At 68.2% G+C, this 14,870-nt stretch carries 14 protein-coding genes; 6 read left to right on the forward strand and 8 right to left on the reverse strand.

Going from position 1 to position 14,870, the window contains the following annotated elements; all coding sequences use genetic code 11:
* Positions 1–15: 15 nt before the first annotated feature.
* The 3 genes from ACOQPQ_RS02855 to ACOQPQ_RS02865 all read right to left on the reverse strand — a co-directional run bounded on the left by ACOQPQ_RS02855 (position 16) and on the right by ACOQPQ_RS02865 (position 2,286).
* Positions 16–444, reverse strand: coding sequence for a PIN domain-containing protein (locus tag ACOQPQ_RS02855; protein ID WP_420637934.1), 429 nt, complete (start codon positions 442–444; stop codon positions 16–18).
* Entirely contained in the window at positions 441–677 is a 237-nt protein-coding gene (locus ACOQPQ_RS02860; RefSeq protein ID WP_420637935.1) for a ribbon-helix-helix domain-containing protein, read from the reverse strand. The genes ACOQPQ_RS02855 and ACOQPQ_RS02860 overlap by 4 nt, the downstream gene beginning before the upstream one ends.
* A gap of 106 nt (positions 678–783) precedes the next feature.
* Positions 784–2,286, reverse strand: coding sequence for an acyl-CoA synthetase (locus ACOQPQ_RS02865; RefSeq protein ID WP_420637936.1), 1,503 nt, complete (start codon positions 2,284–2,286; stop codon positions 784–786).
* Positions 2,287–2,345: 59 nt separating this feature from the next.
* Between ACOQPQ_RS02865 and ACOQPQ_RS02870 the strand changes: the two genes are divergently transcribed.
* Positions 2,346–3,158, forward strand: coding sequence for a TauD/TfdA dioxygenase family protein (locus tag ACOQPQ_RS02870; RefSeq protein WP_420637937.1), 813 nt, complete (start codon positions 2,346–2,348; stop codon positions 3,156–3,158).
* Here the strand turns inward: ACOQPQ_RS02870 and ACOQPQ_RS02875 are convergent, their stop codons facing one another.
* From ACOQPQ_RS02875 to ACOQPQ_RS02895, 5 genes are all read right to left on the reverse strand, one after another.
* Positions 3,159–4,517 (reverse strand): mycothione reductase, encoded by a 1,359-nt coding sequence (locus tag ACOQPQ_RS02875; protein WP_420637938.1) that lies wholly within the window; start codon positions 4,515–4,517, stop codon positions 3,159–3,161.
* Between the two features lie 74 nt (positions 4,518–4,591).
* The gene (locus ACOQPQ_RS02880; protein WP_420637939.1) at positions 4,592–5,482 is read right to left on the reverse strand and encodes an SDR family NAD(P)-dependent oxidoreductase; all 891 of its coding nucleotides are present in this window, start codon (positions 5,480–5,482) and stop codon (positions 4,592–4,594) included.
* An 81-nt stretch (positions 5,483–5,563) separates the two neighbouring features.
* Positions 5,564–6,943 (reverse strand): NAD(P)/FAD-dependent oxidoreductase, encoded by a 1,380-nt coding sequence (locus tag ACOQPQ_RS02885; RefSeq protein WP_420637940.1) that lies wholly within the window; start codon positions 6,941–6,943, stop codon positions 5,564–5,566.
* Positions 6,944–7,010: 67 nt separating this feature from the next.
* Positions 7,011–8,417: an NAD(P)/FAD-dependent oxidoreductase gene (locus ACOQPQ_RS02890; RefSeq protein WP_420637941.1), complete on the reverse strand. Its 1,407-nt coding sequence runs from the start codon at positions 8,415–8,417 to the stop codon at positions 7,011–7,013.
* A gap of 62 nt (positions 8,418–8,479) precedes the next feature.
* Positions 8,480–9,940 carry a gamma-aminobutyraldehyde dehydrogenase gene (locus ACOQPQ_RS02895; RefSeq protein WP_420637942.1) on the reverse strand — a complete coding sequence of 487 codons (1,461 nt, stop codon included), beginning with the start codon at positions 9,938–9,940 and terminating at the stop codon, positions 8,480–8,482.
* Positions 9,941–10,094: 154 nt separating this feature from the next.
* On the opposite strand from ACOQPQ_RS02895, the gene ACOQPQ_RS02900 reads away from it, so the two are divergent.
* From ACOQPQ_RS02900 to ACOQPQ_RS02920, 5 genes are all read left to right on the forward strand, one after another.
* Positions 10,095–11,456, forward strand: coding sequence for an aspartate aminotransferase family protein (locus tag ACOQPQ_RS02900; RefSeq protein WP_420637943.1), 1,362 nt, complete (start codon positions 10,095–10,097; stop codon positions 11,454–11,456).
* Between the two features lie 12 nt (positions 11,457–11,468).
* Complete coding sequence (locus tag ACOQPQ_RS02905; protein ID WP_420637944.1) at positions 11,469–11,927, forward strand: Lrp/AsnC family transcriptional regulator; 459 nt, start codon at positions 11,469–11,471, stop codon at positions 11,925–11,927.
* Positions 11,928–12,037: 110 nt separating this feature from the next.
* Complete coding sequence (locus ACOQPQ_RS02910; protein WP_420640348.1) at positions 12,038–13,087, forward strand: ABC transporter ATP-binding protein; 1,050 nt, start codon at positions 12,038–12,040, stop codon at positions 13,085–13,087.
* A complete protein-coding gene (locus ACOQPQ_RS02915) occupies positions 13,084–13,989 on the forward strand; it encodes an ABC transporter permease (RefSeq protein ID WP_420637945.1) in 906 nt (301 codons plus the stop codon). The genes ACOQPQ_RS02910 and ACOQPQ_RS02915 overlap by 4 nt, the downstream gene beginning before the upstream one ends.
* Positions 13,986–14,867: an ABC transporter permease gene (locus tag ACOQPQ_RS02920; protein ID WP_420637946.1), complete on the forward strand. Its 882-nt coding sequence runs from the start codon at positions 13,986–13,988 to the stop codon at positions 14,865–14,867. The genes ACOQPQ_RS02915 and ACOQPQ_RS02920 overlap by 4 nt, the downstream gene beginning before the upstream one ends.
* Positions 14,868–14,870 lie beyond the last annotated feature (3 nt).

The raw sequence follows: 14,870 nt of genomic DNA on the forward strand, positions 1-14,870 counted from the left end.
AACGTACCCCATCCGTCAGCCTTGAGAGGCTTGCGCATCCGAAGGCAGGATGGTGAAGGGGCGTCCGTCCAATGACCTGACCACGCGAAAGTGCCGCTGGTCCAGGGTGGCAATGGTATCGGTGCCGTACCGGTCGGCCAGCAGGATCAGCGAGGCGTCGGCCAGTCCGATCTGCTGGTCCTGGTAGCGCTCGACAATGCGGCTCGACTGCAGCAGGTCCGACTGATCGAACACCGCGATCTCATAAGCGCCGGATGAGAGTTCCCTCAACAGCCTTGACTGAGCATCGCTGCCGGCCAGCTTGGCCGTCAGGTAGTCCAGTTCGGCCAGCACGAAGGGCGACACGACGAGCGGTCTGCGGGAGGCGAGGATTCGAGCGCAGGCGTGGTGGTGGGTCTGATCGGGGACGAATGCCGACAGCAGGAAGCTCGTGTCGAGGATCACGAGCCGAAACCGGTTTCGTCGAGCAACTCGTCCACGCGTTCCGCAATGGTCGGTTCGCCCCAGCCGGTCTCGAACAACGGAGCCGTCGGCGTGACCACTCGCCGGTCAAGTGCTTCTTGAAGGGCCTCGCGCACGATGGAGGCCTCGCTCCGACGATCCTGATGGGCGGCCTGTTCCAGTCGCTGCTTGAGATCATCGGGAAGGTAGACAGTGGTCTGACGCATGCGCAGCATGATACAAGGTATTGTACAAGGTATTGCATTAGGCGCTACATGCAATAGGCCTTGTATCAAGCCTTGCATCAGGCCTTGTACAACTGGGGCACCACTCGGGCGAGGGTCAGGCCAGGAGGTGTTTTTGTACTTTTCCGAGGGCGTTGCGGGGGAGTTCGCCCACCAGATGGAGGATGCGGGGGTGCTTGAAGGGGGCGCAGACGCCGTCGAGGTGGTGTCGAAGCTGCTCGAGCGTGGGAGCGTCCTTGCCGGCGGCCACCACCCAGGCGGTGACCAACTCCCCCCACTCGTCGTCGGGGGTGCCGGTCACGGCCACGTCTTCGACGTCGGGGTGGGAGCGCAGGGCGTCCTCCACCTCGCGGGGATACACGTTCAGCCCGCCCGAGATGACCAGTTCGGTGGCCCGTCCCTGCAGCACCAGGTAGCCGTCGGAGTCGAATGCCCCCAGGTCGCCGGTGCGGAACCAGCCGTCGGCATCGAAGGCAGCGGCGGTGGCCTCGGGGCGACGCCAGTACCCGGGGAACACGTTGGGCCCTCTCACCTGTACCTCGCCGGTTTCGGGGGCCAGGCGGAGTTCCACGCCGGGCAGGGGAAACCCCACCGTGCCCGCCCGGCGCTCACCGTCGTAGGGGTTCGACACCAACATGATGGTCTCGGTCATCCCGTAGCGTTCCAACACCCGCACCCCGGCCTTCTGCCCCAGACGGTGATGCAGGTCGGCGGGCAAGGGCGCCGAACCCGAGACGCACAGCCGCAGCCGGGACAACCCCGCCACCCGCGGCGATTGGGCCAGTCGGGAGTACATGGTGGGCACGCCGAAGAACAGGGTGGCGTCATGGGCCTGGGCGGCGTCGAGCACCGCGTCCGGCGAAAAGCCCGGCACCAGCACCGCGGAGGCCCCGGCCAACAGCGTGCCGTGCAGCCCTACGCCCAGCCCGTGCATGTGGAACAGGGGCAGGGCCAACACCAGGCGGTCCTCGGGGGTCCATCGCCAGGCGATGCCCACCGACCGGGCCCCGGCCAGCAGGTTGGCGTGGGTCAGCACCGCCCCCTTGGGCGCACCGGTGGTGCCCGAGGTGTAGCCCAACAGGGCGGGGTCGCCCCCGGCGAGCTGATCCAGACTGAGAGCGGTGGCGTCGGCCAGATCCAACCGAGGGGAGACCACCAGCAACTCGGGGGCCAGCTCCGCCAGCCACCGCACCCAGGGGGGCTGATCCACCACCGCGGCCCGAGGAGCGGCGTCGCCGACGATATGGGCCAGCTCGCCCTGCTGGTAGGCCCCGTTCACCGGCACCACGATGAGCCCCAGCCGAAGGGCGGCCACGTGGGCCACCACCAGGTCGATGGACGGCGCCGCCGACAGGACGACCCGGTCGCCCTTGCGAAGGCCCGCGCCGTAGAGTCGTCCGGCGGCGACCTCGGTGCGCCGGGCCAGCTCCCCTGCCGTCAGCCACCCGGTCGGGCCGTCCCACAGCACCGGCCGCTGGGGCTCGTCGGCCCACCGCGCCGCCCACACCGCGGGCAGACTGGTCCCGGCCACCAGATCCACCGTGGCGGGGTCGGTCCCGGCGGGGAAGTGGACCTGATCAGACGCACCCACCGTGCCCATCGGGTGATCCTGCCACACTTGTGCCCGCTGATCCGGGCTCGATCTGGCAAGATGGGCCCATGACGATCAAGGTGACACCGTTGGGGGCCGCACTGGGGGCCACCGTGGAGGGACTGGATGCCGGGCGCCTGGAGGGCAACGGCGTGGCCGACGAACTCCGGGAGGCCTTTTGGGCGCACAAGGTGCTGTTCTTCCCCGCCATCCACCTGACCGATGAGCAGCACTTGGCGCTGGGGTCGGTGTTCGGCGATCTGGCCGCGGTCAGCAACGACGACACCGATCACCGCCGTCACGACACGGTGGACGACGAGGGGCGGATCCTGGTGCTGGACTCCTCCCAACCCATGACCCGGGCCGCCTACTGGCACACCGACGTGACGTTCGCCCGCCAGCCACCGTTGGGATCGCTGTTGTCGATGAAAGTCTCCCCTCCGGCGGGAGGCGACACCATGTGGGCCAACACCCAGGCGGCCTATGAGGGGTTGTCCGAACCCATCCGCCGGGCCATCGACGGCCTCACGGCCCGGCACGGCCGGGCCGGGTTGACCGATTTCACCGATCACCCGGTGGTGACCGTCCATCCCGAGACCGGCCAACGGATTCTCTTCGTGAACCGGGGGTGGACCTCGTCGCTCAACGACTTGAGCGCCATCGAGAGCAGCCGCCTGCTCACCCTGCTGTGTGACCACATGGAGCGTCCCGAGTTCACCGTGCGGTGGCGGTGGAGCGACGGCGACGCCGCCTTGTGGGACAACCGCTGCACCATGCACTACGCCATCAACGACTACGGCGACCACCACCGCCGCATCCACCGGGTGACCATCTACGACCCCTCCGGGGCCGGTCCGGTGGCCGCACCCCCTCTGGGGTGATCAGAGCTCCAGCAGGGCTTGTTCCACCACCTCGGTGAGGGCGGGGTGGATGTAGATCTGGCCTCGGGCCATCTCGTCCACGGTCAGGCCGAACTGCATGCCCTGCACGAGCTGTTGCACCAGAGTGGGGGCTTGGGGGCCGATGATGTGGGCCCCGAGGAGCAGGCGGGTGTCGGGGTCGGCCAGCACTTTGGCGAAGCTGGTGGTGTCCTCCATGGCCCAGCCGTAGGCGGTGTCGGAGTAGTGCCGCACGGCCCGCAGATAGCGCCGACCACCGGATCGCAGCTCTTGTTCGGTCAGCCCGACGGCCCCCACCTGGGGGGAGGCGAACACGGCATAGGGGGTGCCCGAGTGGTCGGGGGAGCGCAGGTCGTCGGGATGGGCGATGTTGTGGGCCACCACCCGGGTGTCCTCGTTGGCGGTGTGCTTGAGCTGGGCCGGATTGCAGATGTCACCCAGCGCCCACACCCCGTCCACGCCGGTGCGCAGATGACGATCCACCACCACGTAGCCGCCGGCGTCGAGGGCCACCCCGGATTGCTCCACGCCGAGCTGGGCGCCGTTGGGCACCCGCCCGGTGGCCACCAACAGGGCGTCGCCGACAACGTCACGGGTTTCCGTACGCACGACGATCTGCGAACCCCGGCGGGCCACCTCCCGGACGGGTGAGCCCAACACGCAGCTCATGCGGGCCGACACGATGTCGGTGAAAGTCGCCGACACGTCCTCGTCGGCGGCCCGCAGCAGCCGCTCGGACCGGTTCACGATGGTGACCTCGGTACCCAGGGCGTCGAACACATGGCCCAGCTCGGCGGCGATGTAACCCCCGCCGAGGATCACCAACCGGTCGGGCAAAGACTCCAGCCGCATGATGGAGTCGGAGGTGTGGAAGGGCACCTCGGCCAGGCCGGGGATCGGGGGGATGAAGGGCCGGGCGCCGGCGGCCAGCACGATGTGGTCGCCGGTGATGCTTCGTCCGCCCACCTCCAGCAGCTTGTGGCCGCAGAACCGGGCATCACCCTTGACGACGTTCACGTTGTCGAGGCTGTGGCGGTAGTCCTCACCCCCCTGGGCGATGGGGTCGATGCGACCGAACACCCGGCGAACGATCTCGGGCCAGCGCACCCCGTCGAGGGAGCTGTCCACCCCCAGATGCCCGGTGCGACCGGCCTGGTGGGCCACGTCGGCGGCGTAGACGAACATCTTGGAGGGGATGCACCCCCGGTTCAGGCAGGTGCCGCCGAACACGTCCCGCTCGACGAGCGCCACCCGCCAGCCGTCGAAGTCGGGGGTGAGCACGCTGTTGCCCGAACCGGTGCCCACCACCACCAAGTCGTAGCGTTCGACGGTATCGGCCATGGCCCTCGGCGCTCAGCCCGAAGAGCGGTTCGGCCGCGTTGCCGGTTGTGGGAAGGACAGGGCCACGGGAGGGCTCAACCGGACGAGGGTGGTGCCTTGACCGATTGGTCCTCCTCCACGAGTTGGCTCCGGCGACTGGGGTTGCGACCCAAGCGGATGTCCTCGTGGCGCTGCTGGATGGCCTCGGCGTACACGTAGTCGGTCCAGATGTAGAACTGATTGTCGAGCACCGCCCGGTACACCAGTTCGGCCACCTCCGGAGGCTTGACCGCCTGCTCGTAGAGCCCCAGCATGAACTGCCGCCGCTCCTCGTCCTCGGGGGTGGGGTCGGGCGGAATGATGGGCGAGCGCAGCGACTCGGGGCGGTTGCGCTCGGAGTTGATGATGTTGGTGGACACCAGGCCCGGGCAAAGCACCGAGACGCCCACCGAGGAGCCCCGCTCCTGAAGCTCGTTGTAGAGGGTCTCGGAGATGCTCACCACCGCGTGCTTGGAGGCGTTGTAGGGGCCGATGTTGGGATAGGAGGTGTGGCCCGCCACCGAGCCGGTGTTGACGATGTGGCCGTCGCCGTGCTCCAACAGGTGGGGGAGGAACACCCGGATCCCGTGGATCACCCCCCACAGGTTGACGTCCAGAATCCACTTCCAGTCGGCGGTGGTGAGGGTTTCCATCGGGGCGCCGCTGCCCACCCCGGCGTTGTTGCACACCACGTTCACCTGCCCGAACCGGGAAAGGGCCTGCTCGGCCAGATCGTCCATGTCCCCTTCGGAACTCACATCGGTGAGCACCCCCACCGCGTCCACCCCGGCGTCGCTCAACTCGGCCACCGCGGCGTCCAGGGCCGGGCCCTCCACGTCGGCGATCATGAGGCGGGCCCCGGCGGCGCCGAACCGGTCGGCCATGGCCCGGCCCATCCCGCTGGCCCCGCCGGTGATGACTGCTGCTTTGCCCTCGAAAGTGTCCATGCCCCGACGCTACCCCCTCCGAGCAACCACTTCCCCGACGAACAGCTCCTCCTCGCAGAGGTTGGGTGTGCGGGGGTGGGATCAGCGGAGGAGGGACTGGGTGACTGAGGCGAGGCGGGAGGGTTTGCCGGTTCGGGCCTCGGAGCGGTCGGCCACGTCCATGGCGGCCAGGGCGGCGTTGATGCCGAGCCACCGCAGCGGCTCGGGCGCCCAGCGCCGGGATCGGTGTCCCACCCAGTGCAGGTCGGTGCGGGGGGAGTCGGTGTCGGTGATGAGTTCGGCCAGGGTGCGGCCCGCCAGATTGGCCGCCGCCACCCCCTCACCCACGTAGCCACCGGCCCACGCCAATCCGCTCGGGCGGTCGTAGCCCACCGACGGAAACCAGTCGCGGGGGACGCCGATGACCCCGCCCCAGCGATGGGTGATGGCGGTGTCCTTCAGCACGGGCAAAAGCTCGACCAAGGTGCGGGCCACCCGGTCGTGGGTGCGCGACCGCTGCTCCACCGAAGGCAGGATTCTCGATCCGAAGTTGTAGGGCGCCCCCCGGCCCCCGAACGCGATCCGCCCGTCGGCGGTCCGCTGCCCGTAGATCACCAGATACCGGTCGTCGGCAAACGTCTGACGCTGGTGCAGGCCAATGGTGTCCCAGGTGGCGTCGTCCAGCGGTTCGGTGGCCACCATCAGCGAGTACAGCGGGGCCAGCGATCGGCGGTGCCCCTCAAGCGAACCGGTGTATCCCTCCAGGGCCCGCACGGTGACCTCGGCCCGGACGCGGCCGCAGTCGGTGACCACGAGACCGGGCCCCATGGCGGTGGCGGTGGTGCCCTCCACGATGGTGCCTCCCCGCCGCTCCACCGCCTCGGCCAGCCCTCGAACCAGCCGGGCCGGCTGGAGGGCGGCGGTGTGGGCGAAGAACAGACCGCCCATCACTTCGGTGGCGCTCAGGTGGCCACCCGCCTCGTCGGCATCGAGCAGCCGCAGGTCGTCATCGGTCAGTCCGTAGGCCTGCTGGTGATGCTCCACTTCGGCCCGCTGGCGGGTCAGTTGGGCTCGGTTGCGGGCCAACCGGATGGTGCCCCCCTTGGCGTACTGGCAGTCGATGTCCTCCCGGCGGGCCACCCGGCCCACCTCGTCCACCGCGTCGAACAGGGCGTGCAGCATCCTGCGAGCCCCTTCGTTGCCCGCGACCCTCTCGTGGCGGGCGGGCCCGGCCGCCAACTCTCCCACGCACCAGCCGCCGTTGCGACCCGACGCCCCGAACCCGGTGATGTCGCGCTCGATCACCAGCACCCGCAGCGACGGATCCATCGACAGCAGGTAGTAGGCCGTCCACAGCCCGGTGTAGCCGCCCCCGACGATGGCCACGTCCGCCGTGGTGTCGCCACTGAGGGCCGGGCGAGGCACCAAAGGGTGCGGCAGAGTGTCCAGCCAGAACGACCGACTGCGGTAGCGATCGCTCACCGGGGGACACCGACCTGGAGTTCGCAGTACCACCCACGGGGGATCCGGCCACGGTGGTCCTCGGCGTTCACGAGTCGAAGCCGACGCCGAACCGGTCGAGCAGGCGCAGCCACGGGCCTCGTCGGCCCTGTCGGGCATCGGCCCGCTGCAGGGCCCGGCGGGTGAGCTGCACCCCCGCCCACCGGGCGGGCTCCGGCGGGAACGGGACCGGCTTGGTGCGCACCATGGCCAGTTCGGTGCGCTCGGTGGGGGCGCCGTGCAGCAGATCGAGAGCCACCCGGGCGCCGAATCGGCTGGCCCCCACCCCCAAGCCGGTATAGCCGCCCACCCAGACCAGCCGCCCGCGATGGGCGGTGCCCCAGGCGGCGGTGAACCGGGTGGTGGTGCCGATCGGTCCGCCCCACCGGTGGCTGAAGGAGAGTCCCTCGAGCTGGGGAAACGTGGCGAAGAAGTGATCGGCCAGCTTGGCGTGTACCGGGGGGCTCTGATCGTGGCGGGCGGCCACCCCGTTGTTGAAGTGGTAGGTGGCGTCGTAGCCGCCCCACAGAATGCGACCATCGGCGGTCAGCCGGTAGTAGTGGAACTGGTTGGACACGTCGCCCATGCCCTCACGGCCGCCCCAGCCGATGGACTGCCGCTGTTCGGCGGAGAGGGGCTCGGTCACCAGCACGTGGTCGTACACCGGGATGGTGTAGCGCCGGGGCCGCTTGAGGGGCCCGGGATAGGCGTTGGTGGCCACCACGGCCTGGGCGGCCCGGACCCGGCCGCCGGGGGTGTTGATCTCGATGCCGCGGCGATGGCCACGAAGGGCGGTGGCCGGGGTGCTGTCGTACACCTCGGCCCCCAAAGACTGAGCGGCTGCCCGCAGGCCCCACCCCAAAGCGGCAGGATCGACCAGGGCCACGTCGTTGCGCCGGATGAGCCCGCCCAGGTAGGTGGGGGAGCGCACCAGGGTTTGCATCTGATCGGCGTCGAGGAGGTCCACGTCGTCACCGACGGCTCGGTGGTGGTCGATCTCCTCGGCCAGATCCTCGAGGTGCCACGGCTCAGTGGCCACTCCGACTTCGGGAACCGGCCAGTAGTCGGCGTCGATGCCGTACCGGTCCAGCGTGGCGGCCAGATCGGCCAGGTTCTGGCGTCCCAGCCTGACCAGGGTCTCGATCTCATCGGGCCAGTGGGACAGGCCGTTGGCCAGGCCATGGGTCAGCGAGGAATCGCAGAACCCGCCGTTGCGGGAGCTGGCCCCGAAACCGCAGTGGTCCGCCTCCAACACCACCACCCGGCGGCCGGGCTGGTCCTCCAAGGCCTGCAGGGCGGCCCACAAGCCGGTGTAGCCGCCGCCGACCACGGCCAGGTCCACCTCGATGGTCTCGGCCAGGGCAGCACCGGCGGGGGGAGCGTCGGGGCGGTCGGTCCAGAACACCGCCGGTTCGGCTGCGGCCAGGGCTTGGGCGGCCCAACCCTCACCACCCATGGGGACCCATGGTGGTCGCCACCGTCAGCCTGGCGTTGTGGCCGTGGCTCGCCATGGGAAGCTCAGTGCTTCACCATGACGTGCTTCACCTCGGTGTAGTGCTCCACCGCGTACATCGACATGTCCTTGCCGTAGCCCGACTGCTTGAACCCGCCGTGAGGCATCTCCGACACGATGGGAATGTGGTCGTTCACCCACACCGTGCCGAACTGCAGTCCCCGGGCCATCCGCATGGCCCGCCCCACGTCGGCGGTCCACACGCTGGAGGCCAGCCCGTAGTCGCAGTCGTTGGCCCAGGCCAGGGCCGTGTGCTCGTCGGGGGCCGACTGCACGGTGATCACCGGCCCGAACACCTCCCGCTGCACGATCTCCGAGGCCTGGTCCACCCCGACCACCACGGAAGGCTCGTAGAAGAAACCGCCGGTGTCGCGCCGGGTGCCCCCGATGGTGACCTCTGCCCCGGCCTCGGCCGCTCGGTCGACGAAACCCGACACCCGCTCGAGCTGGCTGCCGGACACCAATGGGCCCATCTCGGTGTCGCTGTCCATGGGGTCGCCGGTGACGATGGAGCCCACCGCGTCGGTGAGATCGGACACCAACCGGTCGTGTACGCGGGCACCGGCGATCACCCGACAGGGGGCGGTGCAATCCTGCCCGGAGTTGTAGAAACTGGTTTCCCGCAGGTTGCCCACCACCGCGTCGATGTCGGCATCGTCGAACACGATCACCGGCGCCTTGCCGCCCAACTCCAGGTGAACCCGCTTGAGGGTGGTGGCGGCCGCGCGGGCCACCGATTGGCCGGCGGCCACCGAACCGGTGAGCGACACCATGGCCACACCGGGATGCTCCACCAGGGCCACCCCCGCCGTTTCTCCCCGTCCGCACACCACGTTGAGCACGCCGGGGGGCAACACGTCATCCAGCAGTTCGGCCAGCCGCAGGGCGGTGTAGGGGGTGAGTTCGGACGGCTTGAGCACCACAGTGTTGCCCGCGGCCAGCGCCGGTCCCAGCTTCCACGTGGCCATGTTCAGCGGGTAGTTCCACGGGGCGATGGAGCCGATCACCCCGAGAGGGTCGCGGCGGATCATCGACGTGTACCCGTCCATGTACTCCCCGGCGGCCTTTCCCTCGAGAAAGCGCCCGGCCGAGGCGAAGAACCGCCAGTTGTCGCAGGTCAGGTCCATCTCGAACTCGATGATGGACACCGGCTTGCCCACGTTCTCGCATTCCAATCGGGACAACTCGGCCACGTTCTCCTCGATCACGTCGGCCGCCTTGTGGAGAATCTCGCTGCGTTCCCGGGGTGACTTGGTGGACCAATCCTCGAACGCGGCCGCCGCCGCGGTGACCGCCGCATCCACGTCGGCGGCCGAACTGGAGGCCACCTCACCGATCATCTCGCCGGTGGCCGGGTTCACCACCGTGTCGGTGGCGCCCTCGATGGCCGGTGTCATCTTGCCGTTGATGTAGTTGTCCTTCAGCATCTGATCACCCTCCTGGTCACCTTCCTCGGATACCGACATATTGCAGTGCTGAACCCGCACAATCAAGTCTCCTTTTGCAGCGATTTCAGTTACAAACTCTTGAACAGCAACAGATTTGGTTGCTTCCATCCCATATCATGTGCTAAATCGGTTACCCGTAGCAGCCACACCTCGGAGGGAAGGGCGGGCCGCGATGCAACATGACGGGCTGGTCGAGCTGGCCAACCGGCACCTGTGGGGCCACTTCACCACCATCGGCAGCACCGTCGACGGCATGCGCATCATGGAGCGGGGCGACGGCTGCCATGTGTGGGACAGCCAGGGCAACCAGTACATCGACGGGCTGGCCGGCCTGTTCGTGACCCAGGTGGGCCACGGGCGCCGGGAACTGGCCGAGGCGGCCGGGGACCAGGCGGCCAAGCTGGGCTACTTCCCGATCTGGACGTACGCCCATCCCGGTGCGGTGGAGTTGGCCGCCCGCCTGGCGGGCATGACGCCCGGCGACCTGAATCGGGTGTTCTTCACCTCGGGTGGCTCCGAAGCGGTGGAGTCGGCCTGGAAGCTGGCCCGCCAGTACTTCAAGGCGGTGGGCCAGCCCAAGCGCCACAAGGTGATCAGCCGCAACCTGTCGTACCACGGCACCTCCCTGGGCGCCCTGTCGATCACCGGGCTGCAGGCGCTCCGCGAGCCGTTCGAGCCCCTGGTGCCCGGCGCTTGCCACGCCGCCAACACCAATCGCTATCGCTGCTCGTGGTGCGCCGGAGACGCAGCCTGCACCCTGGCCTGTGCCGACGACATCGAACAGGTCATCGAGGCCCAGGATCCCGAAACGGTGGCCGCCGTGTTCGTGGAGCCGGTGCAGAACGCCGGCGGTTGCTTCGTTCCCCCCGACGGGTACTTCGCCCGCCTGCGTGAGATCTGTGACCGGCACGGCATCCTGCTGGTGTCCGACGAGGTGATCTGTTCGTTCGGACGCCTGGGCGAGATGTTCGGCTCGGCCCGGCTGGGCTACCAGCCCGACATCATCACCTGCGCCAAGGGTCTGACCTCGGGGTACGCCCCGCTGGGGGCAATGATCGCCAGCGACCGGGTGGCCGAGCCGTTCGTGGGCACCGGAGAGTCGTTCCTCCACGGATTCACGTTTGCCGGCCATCCGGTCAGTTGCGCGGTGGCCATGGCCAATCTCGACATCTTCGAGAAGGAGGACCTGATCGGCCACGTGCAGGCCAACGAAGACCGGTTCCGGGCCGCCCTCGATGACCTGACCGATCTGCCCATCGTCGGAGAGGTGAGGGGCATGGGCTACTTCTACGGCATCGAGTTGGTGAAGGACCGAGAAACGAAGGAGACGTTCACCGAGGAGGAGTCCGACTGGCTGTTGCGGGGCTTTCTGTCCAATCGGCTGCTGGAGCTGGGCCTGATCTGTCGGGCCGACGACCGGGGTGAACCGGTCATCCAGCTCTCCCCGCCGCTCATCGCCGGTCCCGACGAGTTCGACCGGATCAACCAGATTCTGCGCACCGCGTTGACCGAGGCCCAGGCCCAGGTGTTGTAGGGGAGCGGGGCGATGACGGCGGTGTACGACCTGGACGAGACCGACAAGGCCATCATCCGCGAGCTGCAGGTGGACGGGCGGCTGCCCCACGCCAAGCTCGCCCCCATGGTTGGCCTCTCCCAGACCGCCACCCGCCAGCGGGTCAACCGCCTGATCGAGCGAGGGGTCATCCAGGTAGTGGCCGTGACCGACCCGGTGGCCTTGGGGGTGGGCTATCAGGCGTGGATCGGGGTGACGGTGTCGGGCGACGCCCGGGTGGTGGCCGAGGCCCTGGCCGAGATCGAGGAAGCCGACTACGTGGTGGTGGTGGCCGGGCGCTTCGACGTGATGGCCGAGATTGTGTGTACCGGCAGCGACGAGTTCATGTCGGTGGTCAACGACCGCATCCGATCCATCCCCGGGGTGGTCGGACTGGAAACGCTGTACTACCTGCGGTTGGTCAAGCAGTCCTACAACTGGGGCACGGGCTGACCGTTGAGCCGAGGGGGGATGATCACGTGAGCGACCGGACACCAGCAACCGCCGGCCCTTCCGTCGCCGAGGCCGCCACCCGACCGCCCACGAACACGAAGCCGACAGCCGTGGAGCTGGCCGGCATCACCAAGCGCTTCGGCGAGGTGGTGGCGGTGGATTCGGTGGACCTGACAATCGACGACGGGGAGTTCTTCGCCCTGCTGGGACCATCGGGCTGCGGAAAGACCACCACCTTGCGCATGATTGCCGGGCTGGAGTTCCCAACCGAGGGCAGCCTCAAGATATTCGGCAGCGAGACAGGCACCCTGCCGCCCAACAAGCGTCCGGTCAATACCGTCTTCCAGGACTACGCCCTGTTCCCCCACATGACGGTGCAGGCCAACGTGGCCTTCGGACTCAAGATGCGGCGGGTTCCCAAGGCCCAGATTGCCACCCGGGTCGAGGAGGCCATCAGCCTGGTTCGGCTCGAGGGCTTCGGGCAACGCCGATCCCAGCAGCTCTCGGGTGGCCAGCGACAGCGGGTGGCGTTGGCCCGGGCCCTGGTCAACCAGCCCAAGGTGCTGTTGCTGGACGAGCCCCTGGGCGCGCTTGATTTGAAGTTGCGCCAGGAGATGCAGCGGGAGCTGAAGGCCCTGCAGCGGGAGGTGGGCATCACCTTCGTGTTCGTCACCCACGACCAGGAGGAGGCCTTGACCATGGCCGACCGCATCGGGGTGATGTCCGAGGGCGAGTTGTTGCAGGTGGGCACCCCCGAGGAGATCTACGAGCGACCGGTGAACCGGTTCGTGGCCGACTTCATCGGCCAGACCAACCTTCTCGACGCCTTCGTGGTGTCCAAGGACACGGTGTGTTTGGCCACCGGTGCCCACATCCCCGGCCCGTCGGACTTTTCCACCGGCACCCAGGTGGCCGTGTGCCTGCGCCCGGAGCGGGCGGAACTGCACCCGGTGGACGAGGTGCCCGCCGACCGGCCCTCGGTGTCGGGTCGACTCCAGGGCGTGACCTATCTGGGCAACGCCTTGGTGTACACGGTGGACTTGGAGTGGATGCAACTCGAGGTCCGCCGGGAGCAGCAGGCGCTCGGCTACCGGCCCTCGGTGGGCGAGGCGGTGGCGGTGTCGTGGGATCCCGACACGGTGTCGGTGGTGAGGACATGACCCTGGTCCACGAGCCCGACGTGGACGCGGCCAAGGTCGCCACCCCCAAGCTGGAAAGGGCGGCCGAGCGCGCCAAGTCGCGCCGGGGCTTCCTGCTGGCTCTGCCCGCCTACAGCTATCTGATCCTGTTCTTCGCCATCCCGCTGGTGATCGTGTTCATCTACTCGTTCGCCACCCGCAACCGGTTCGGGAGCACCGAGCTCTCGGGATGGAACCTGGACTCCTACCGCAAGCTGGGCGAGCCCCTGGTGCGCGACATCTTGTACCGGTCGTTGTGGATGGCCCTTTTGACCACGTTGATCTGCTTGGTGGTGGCCTATCCGTTCGCCTACTACATGGCCACCCGACCGCCGGTTGTCCGCAACCTGATGCTGGTCTTCGTGATGATCCCGTTCTGGTCCAATTTCTTGGTCCGCAACTTCGCCTGGCGGGTGTTGTTGGGCAACGACGGGTTGTTCACCAACATCACCGAAGCCATCGGCCTGGGCGAGAACGAGCTGCTGTTCACCGCCAGTGCGGTCATGATCGGGCTGGTGTACGGCTTTTTGCCGTTCATGATCCTGCCCCTGTACGCCGCCATCGAGCGCATCGATCGCAGCCTGATCGAAGCCGGACGCGATCTGTACGCCTCCGGGTTCCAGACGTTTCGGCGGGTGCTGTTGCCGCTGTCCATGCCCGGGGTGATCGGCGGCTCGATCCTGGTGTTCGTGCCCAGCCTGGGGGCCTACGTCACCCCGGAGATCCTGGGTGGGGCCAAGACCACCCTGCTGGGCAGCTTCATCGTCACCCAGTTCCTCACCGCCCGGAACTGGCCGCTGGGGGCGTCCGCCTCCTTCGTGCTGATGGCGGTCATGTTGGTGGCCACCCTGGTGTACTTCCGAACCGGCGGGAGGAACCTGTGAGCAGCACCGCCCAGCCCCGGGGGGCGACCCGAGCCCTGCTCGCCGCCCACGCCTGGCTCGTCTACCTGTTCTTCTTCGCGCCGATCATCGTCTTGTTCATCTTCTCGTTCAGCAGGAGTCGCAACGTGGGCCGCTGGGGAGGCTTCACCCTCGACTGGTACCAGGGGTTCATCGACAGCGAGCCGGTGCAGAGTGCGCTGTGGGTGTCGATCCGGGTGGCGGTGTTGTCCACGGTGGTCTCGGTGGTGCTGGGCACGTTGTCGGCGTTGGCCCTGGAGCGGTTCACCTTCCGGGGCAAGAAGGCCTTCGACGCCCTGCTCTACCTGCCGATCATCATTCCCGACGTGACCATGGCGGTGACGCTCTTGTTGTTCTTCGCCGAGGCCTTCGACGTGGTGGAAGCCCTGTTCGGCTTCAACCTCCAAAAGGGGTTCGAGACCATCACCCTCAGCCACATCGCCTTCAACATCAGCTTCGTGTCGGTGGTGGTTCGGGCCCGATTGGCGGGCATGAGCGAGGTGCTCGAAGAGGCAGCGCTGGATCTGTACGCCACCCGGTGGAAGACCTTCTTGTTCGTGACCTTCCCCCAGATCATCCCCGGCGTGGCCGGCGGCGCCCTGCTCGCCCTCACCGTGTCGTTGGACGACGTGGTGGTCACGCAGTTCGTGGCCGGTCCCGGCGCCACCACCCTGCCGGTCTACGTCTTCGGCCTCATACGCCGGGGCGTCACCCCGCTCATCAACGCCACCTCGGTGATCATGCTGGCGGCGTCGATCTTCCTGGTGGCCCTCTCGCTGTTGGCCCAGCAGATGAGCGATCGCGGCCCCCGGTCGTTGGTCGACCGGGTCCGCCGTCTCCGTATTCGCCAATCCACCTAACCT

The sequence above is a fragment of the Candidatus Poriferisocius sp. genome, assembly GCF_965219775.1.
Classification (GTDB): Bacteria; Actinomycetota; Acidimicrobiia; order Acidimicrobiales; family Bin134; genus Poriferisocius.

What these genes read in the sequence shown, in the direction of transcription:
- ACOQPQ_RS02900 (WP_420637943.1), top strand. Translation starts at nt 10,095, where the DNA reads ATGCAACATGACGGGCTGGTCGAGCTGGCCAACCGGCACCTGTGGGGC.
- ACOQPQ_RS02880 (WP_420637939.1), bottom strand. Translation starts at nt 5,482, where the DNA reads ATGGACACTTTCGAGGGCAAAGCAGCAGTCATCACCGGCGGGGCCAGC.
- ACOQPQ_RS02870 (WP_420637937.1), top strand. Translation starts at nt 2,346, where the DNA reads ATGACGATCAAGGTGACACCGTTGGGGGCCGCACTGGGGGCCACCGTG.
- ACOQPQ_RS02905 (WP_420637944.1), top strand. Translation starts at nt 11,469, where the DNA reads ATGACGGCGGTGTACGACCTGGACGAGACCGACAAGGCCATCATCCGC.
- ACOQPQ_RS02890 (WP_420637941.1), bottom strand. Translation starts at nt 8,417, where the DNA reads ATGGGTGGTGAGGGTTGGGCCGCCCAAGCCCTGGCCGCAGCCGAACCG.
- ACOQPQ_RS02860 (WP_420637935.1), bottom strand. Translation starts at nt 677, where the DNA reads ATGCTGCGCATGCGTCAGACCACTGTCTACCTTCCCGATGATCTCAAG.
- ACOQPQ_RS02895 (WP_420637942.1), bottom strand. Translation starts at nt 9,940, where the DNA reads ATGTCGGTATCCGAGGAAGGTGACCAGGAGGGTGATCAGATGCTGAAG.
- ACOQPQ_RS02915 (WP_420637945.1), top strand. Translation starts at nt 13,084, where the DNA reads ATGACCCTGGTCCACGAGCCCGACGTGGACGCGGCCAAGGTCGCCACC.
- ACOQPQ_RS02875 (WP_420637938.1), bottom strand. Translation starts at nt 4,517, where the DNA reads ATGGCCGATACCGTCGAACGCTACGACTTGGTGGTGGTGGGCACCGGT.
- ACOQPQ_RS02865 (WP_420637936.1), bottom strand. Translation starts at nt 2,286, where the DNA reads ATGGGCACGGTGGGTGCGTCTGATCAGGTCCACTTCCCCGCCGGGACC.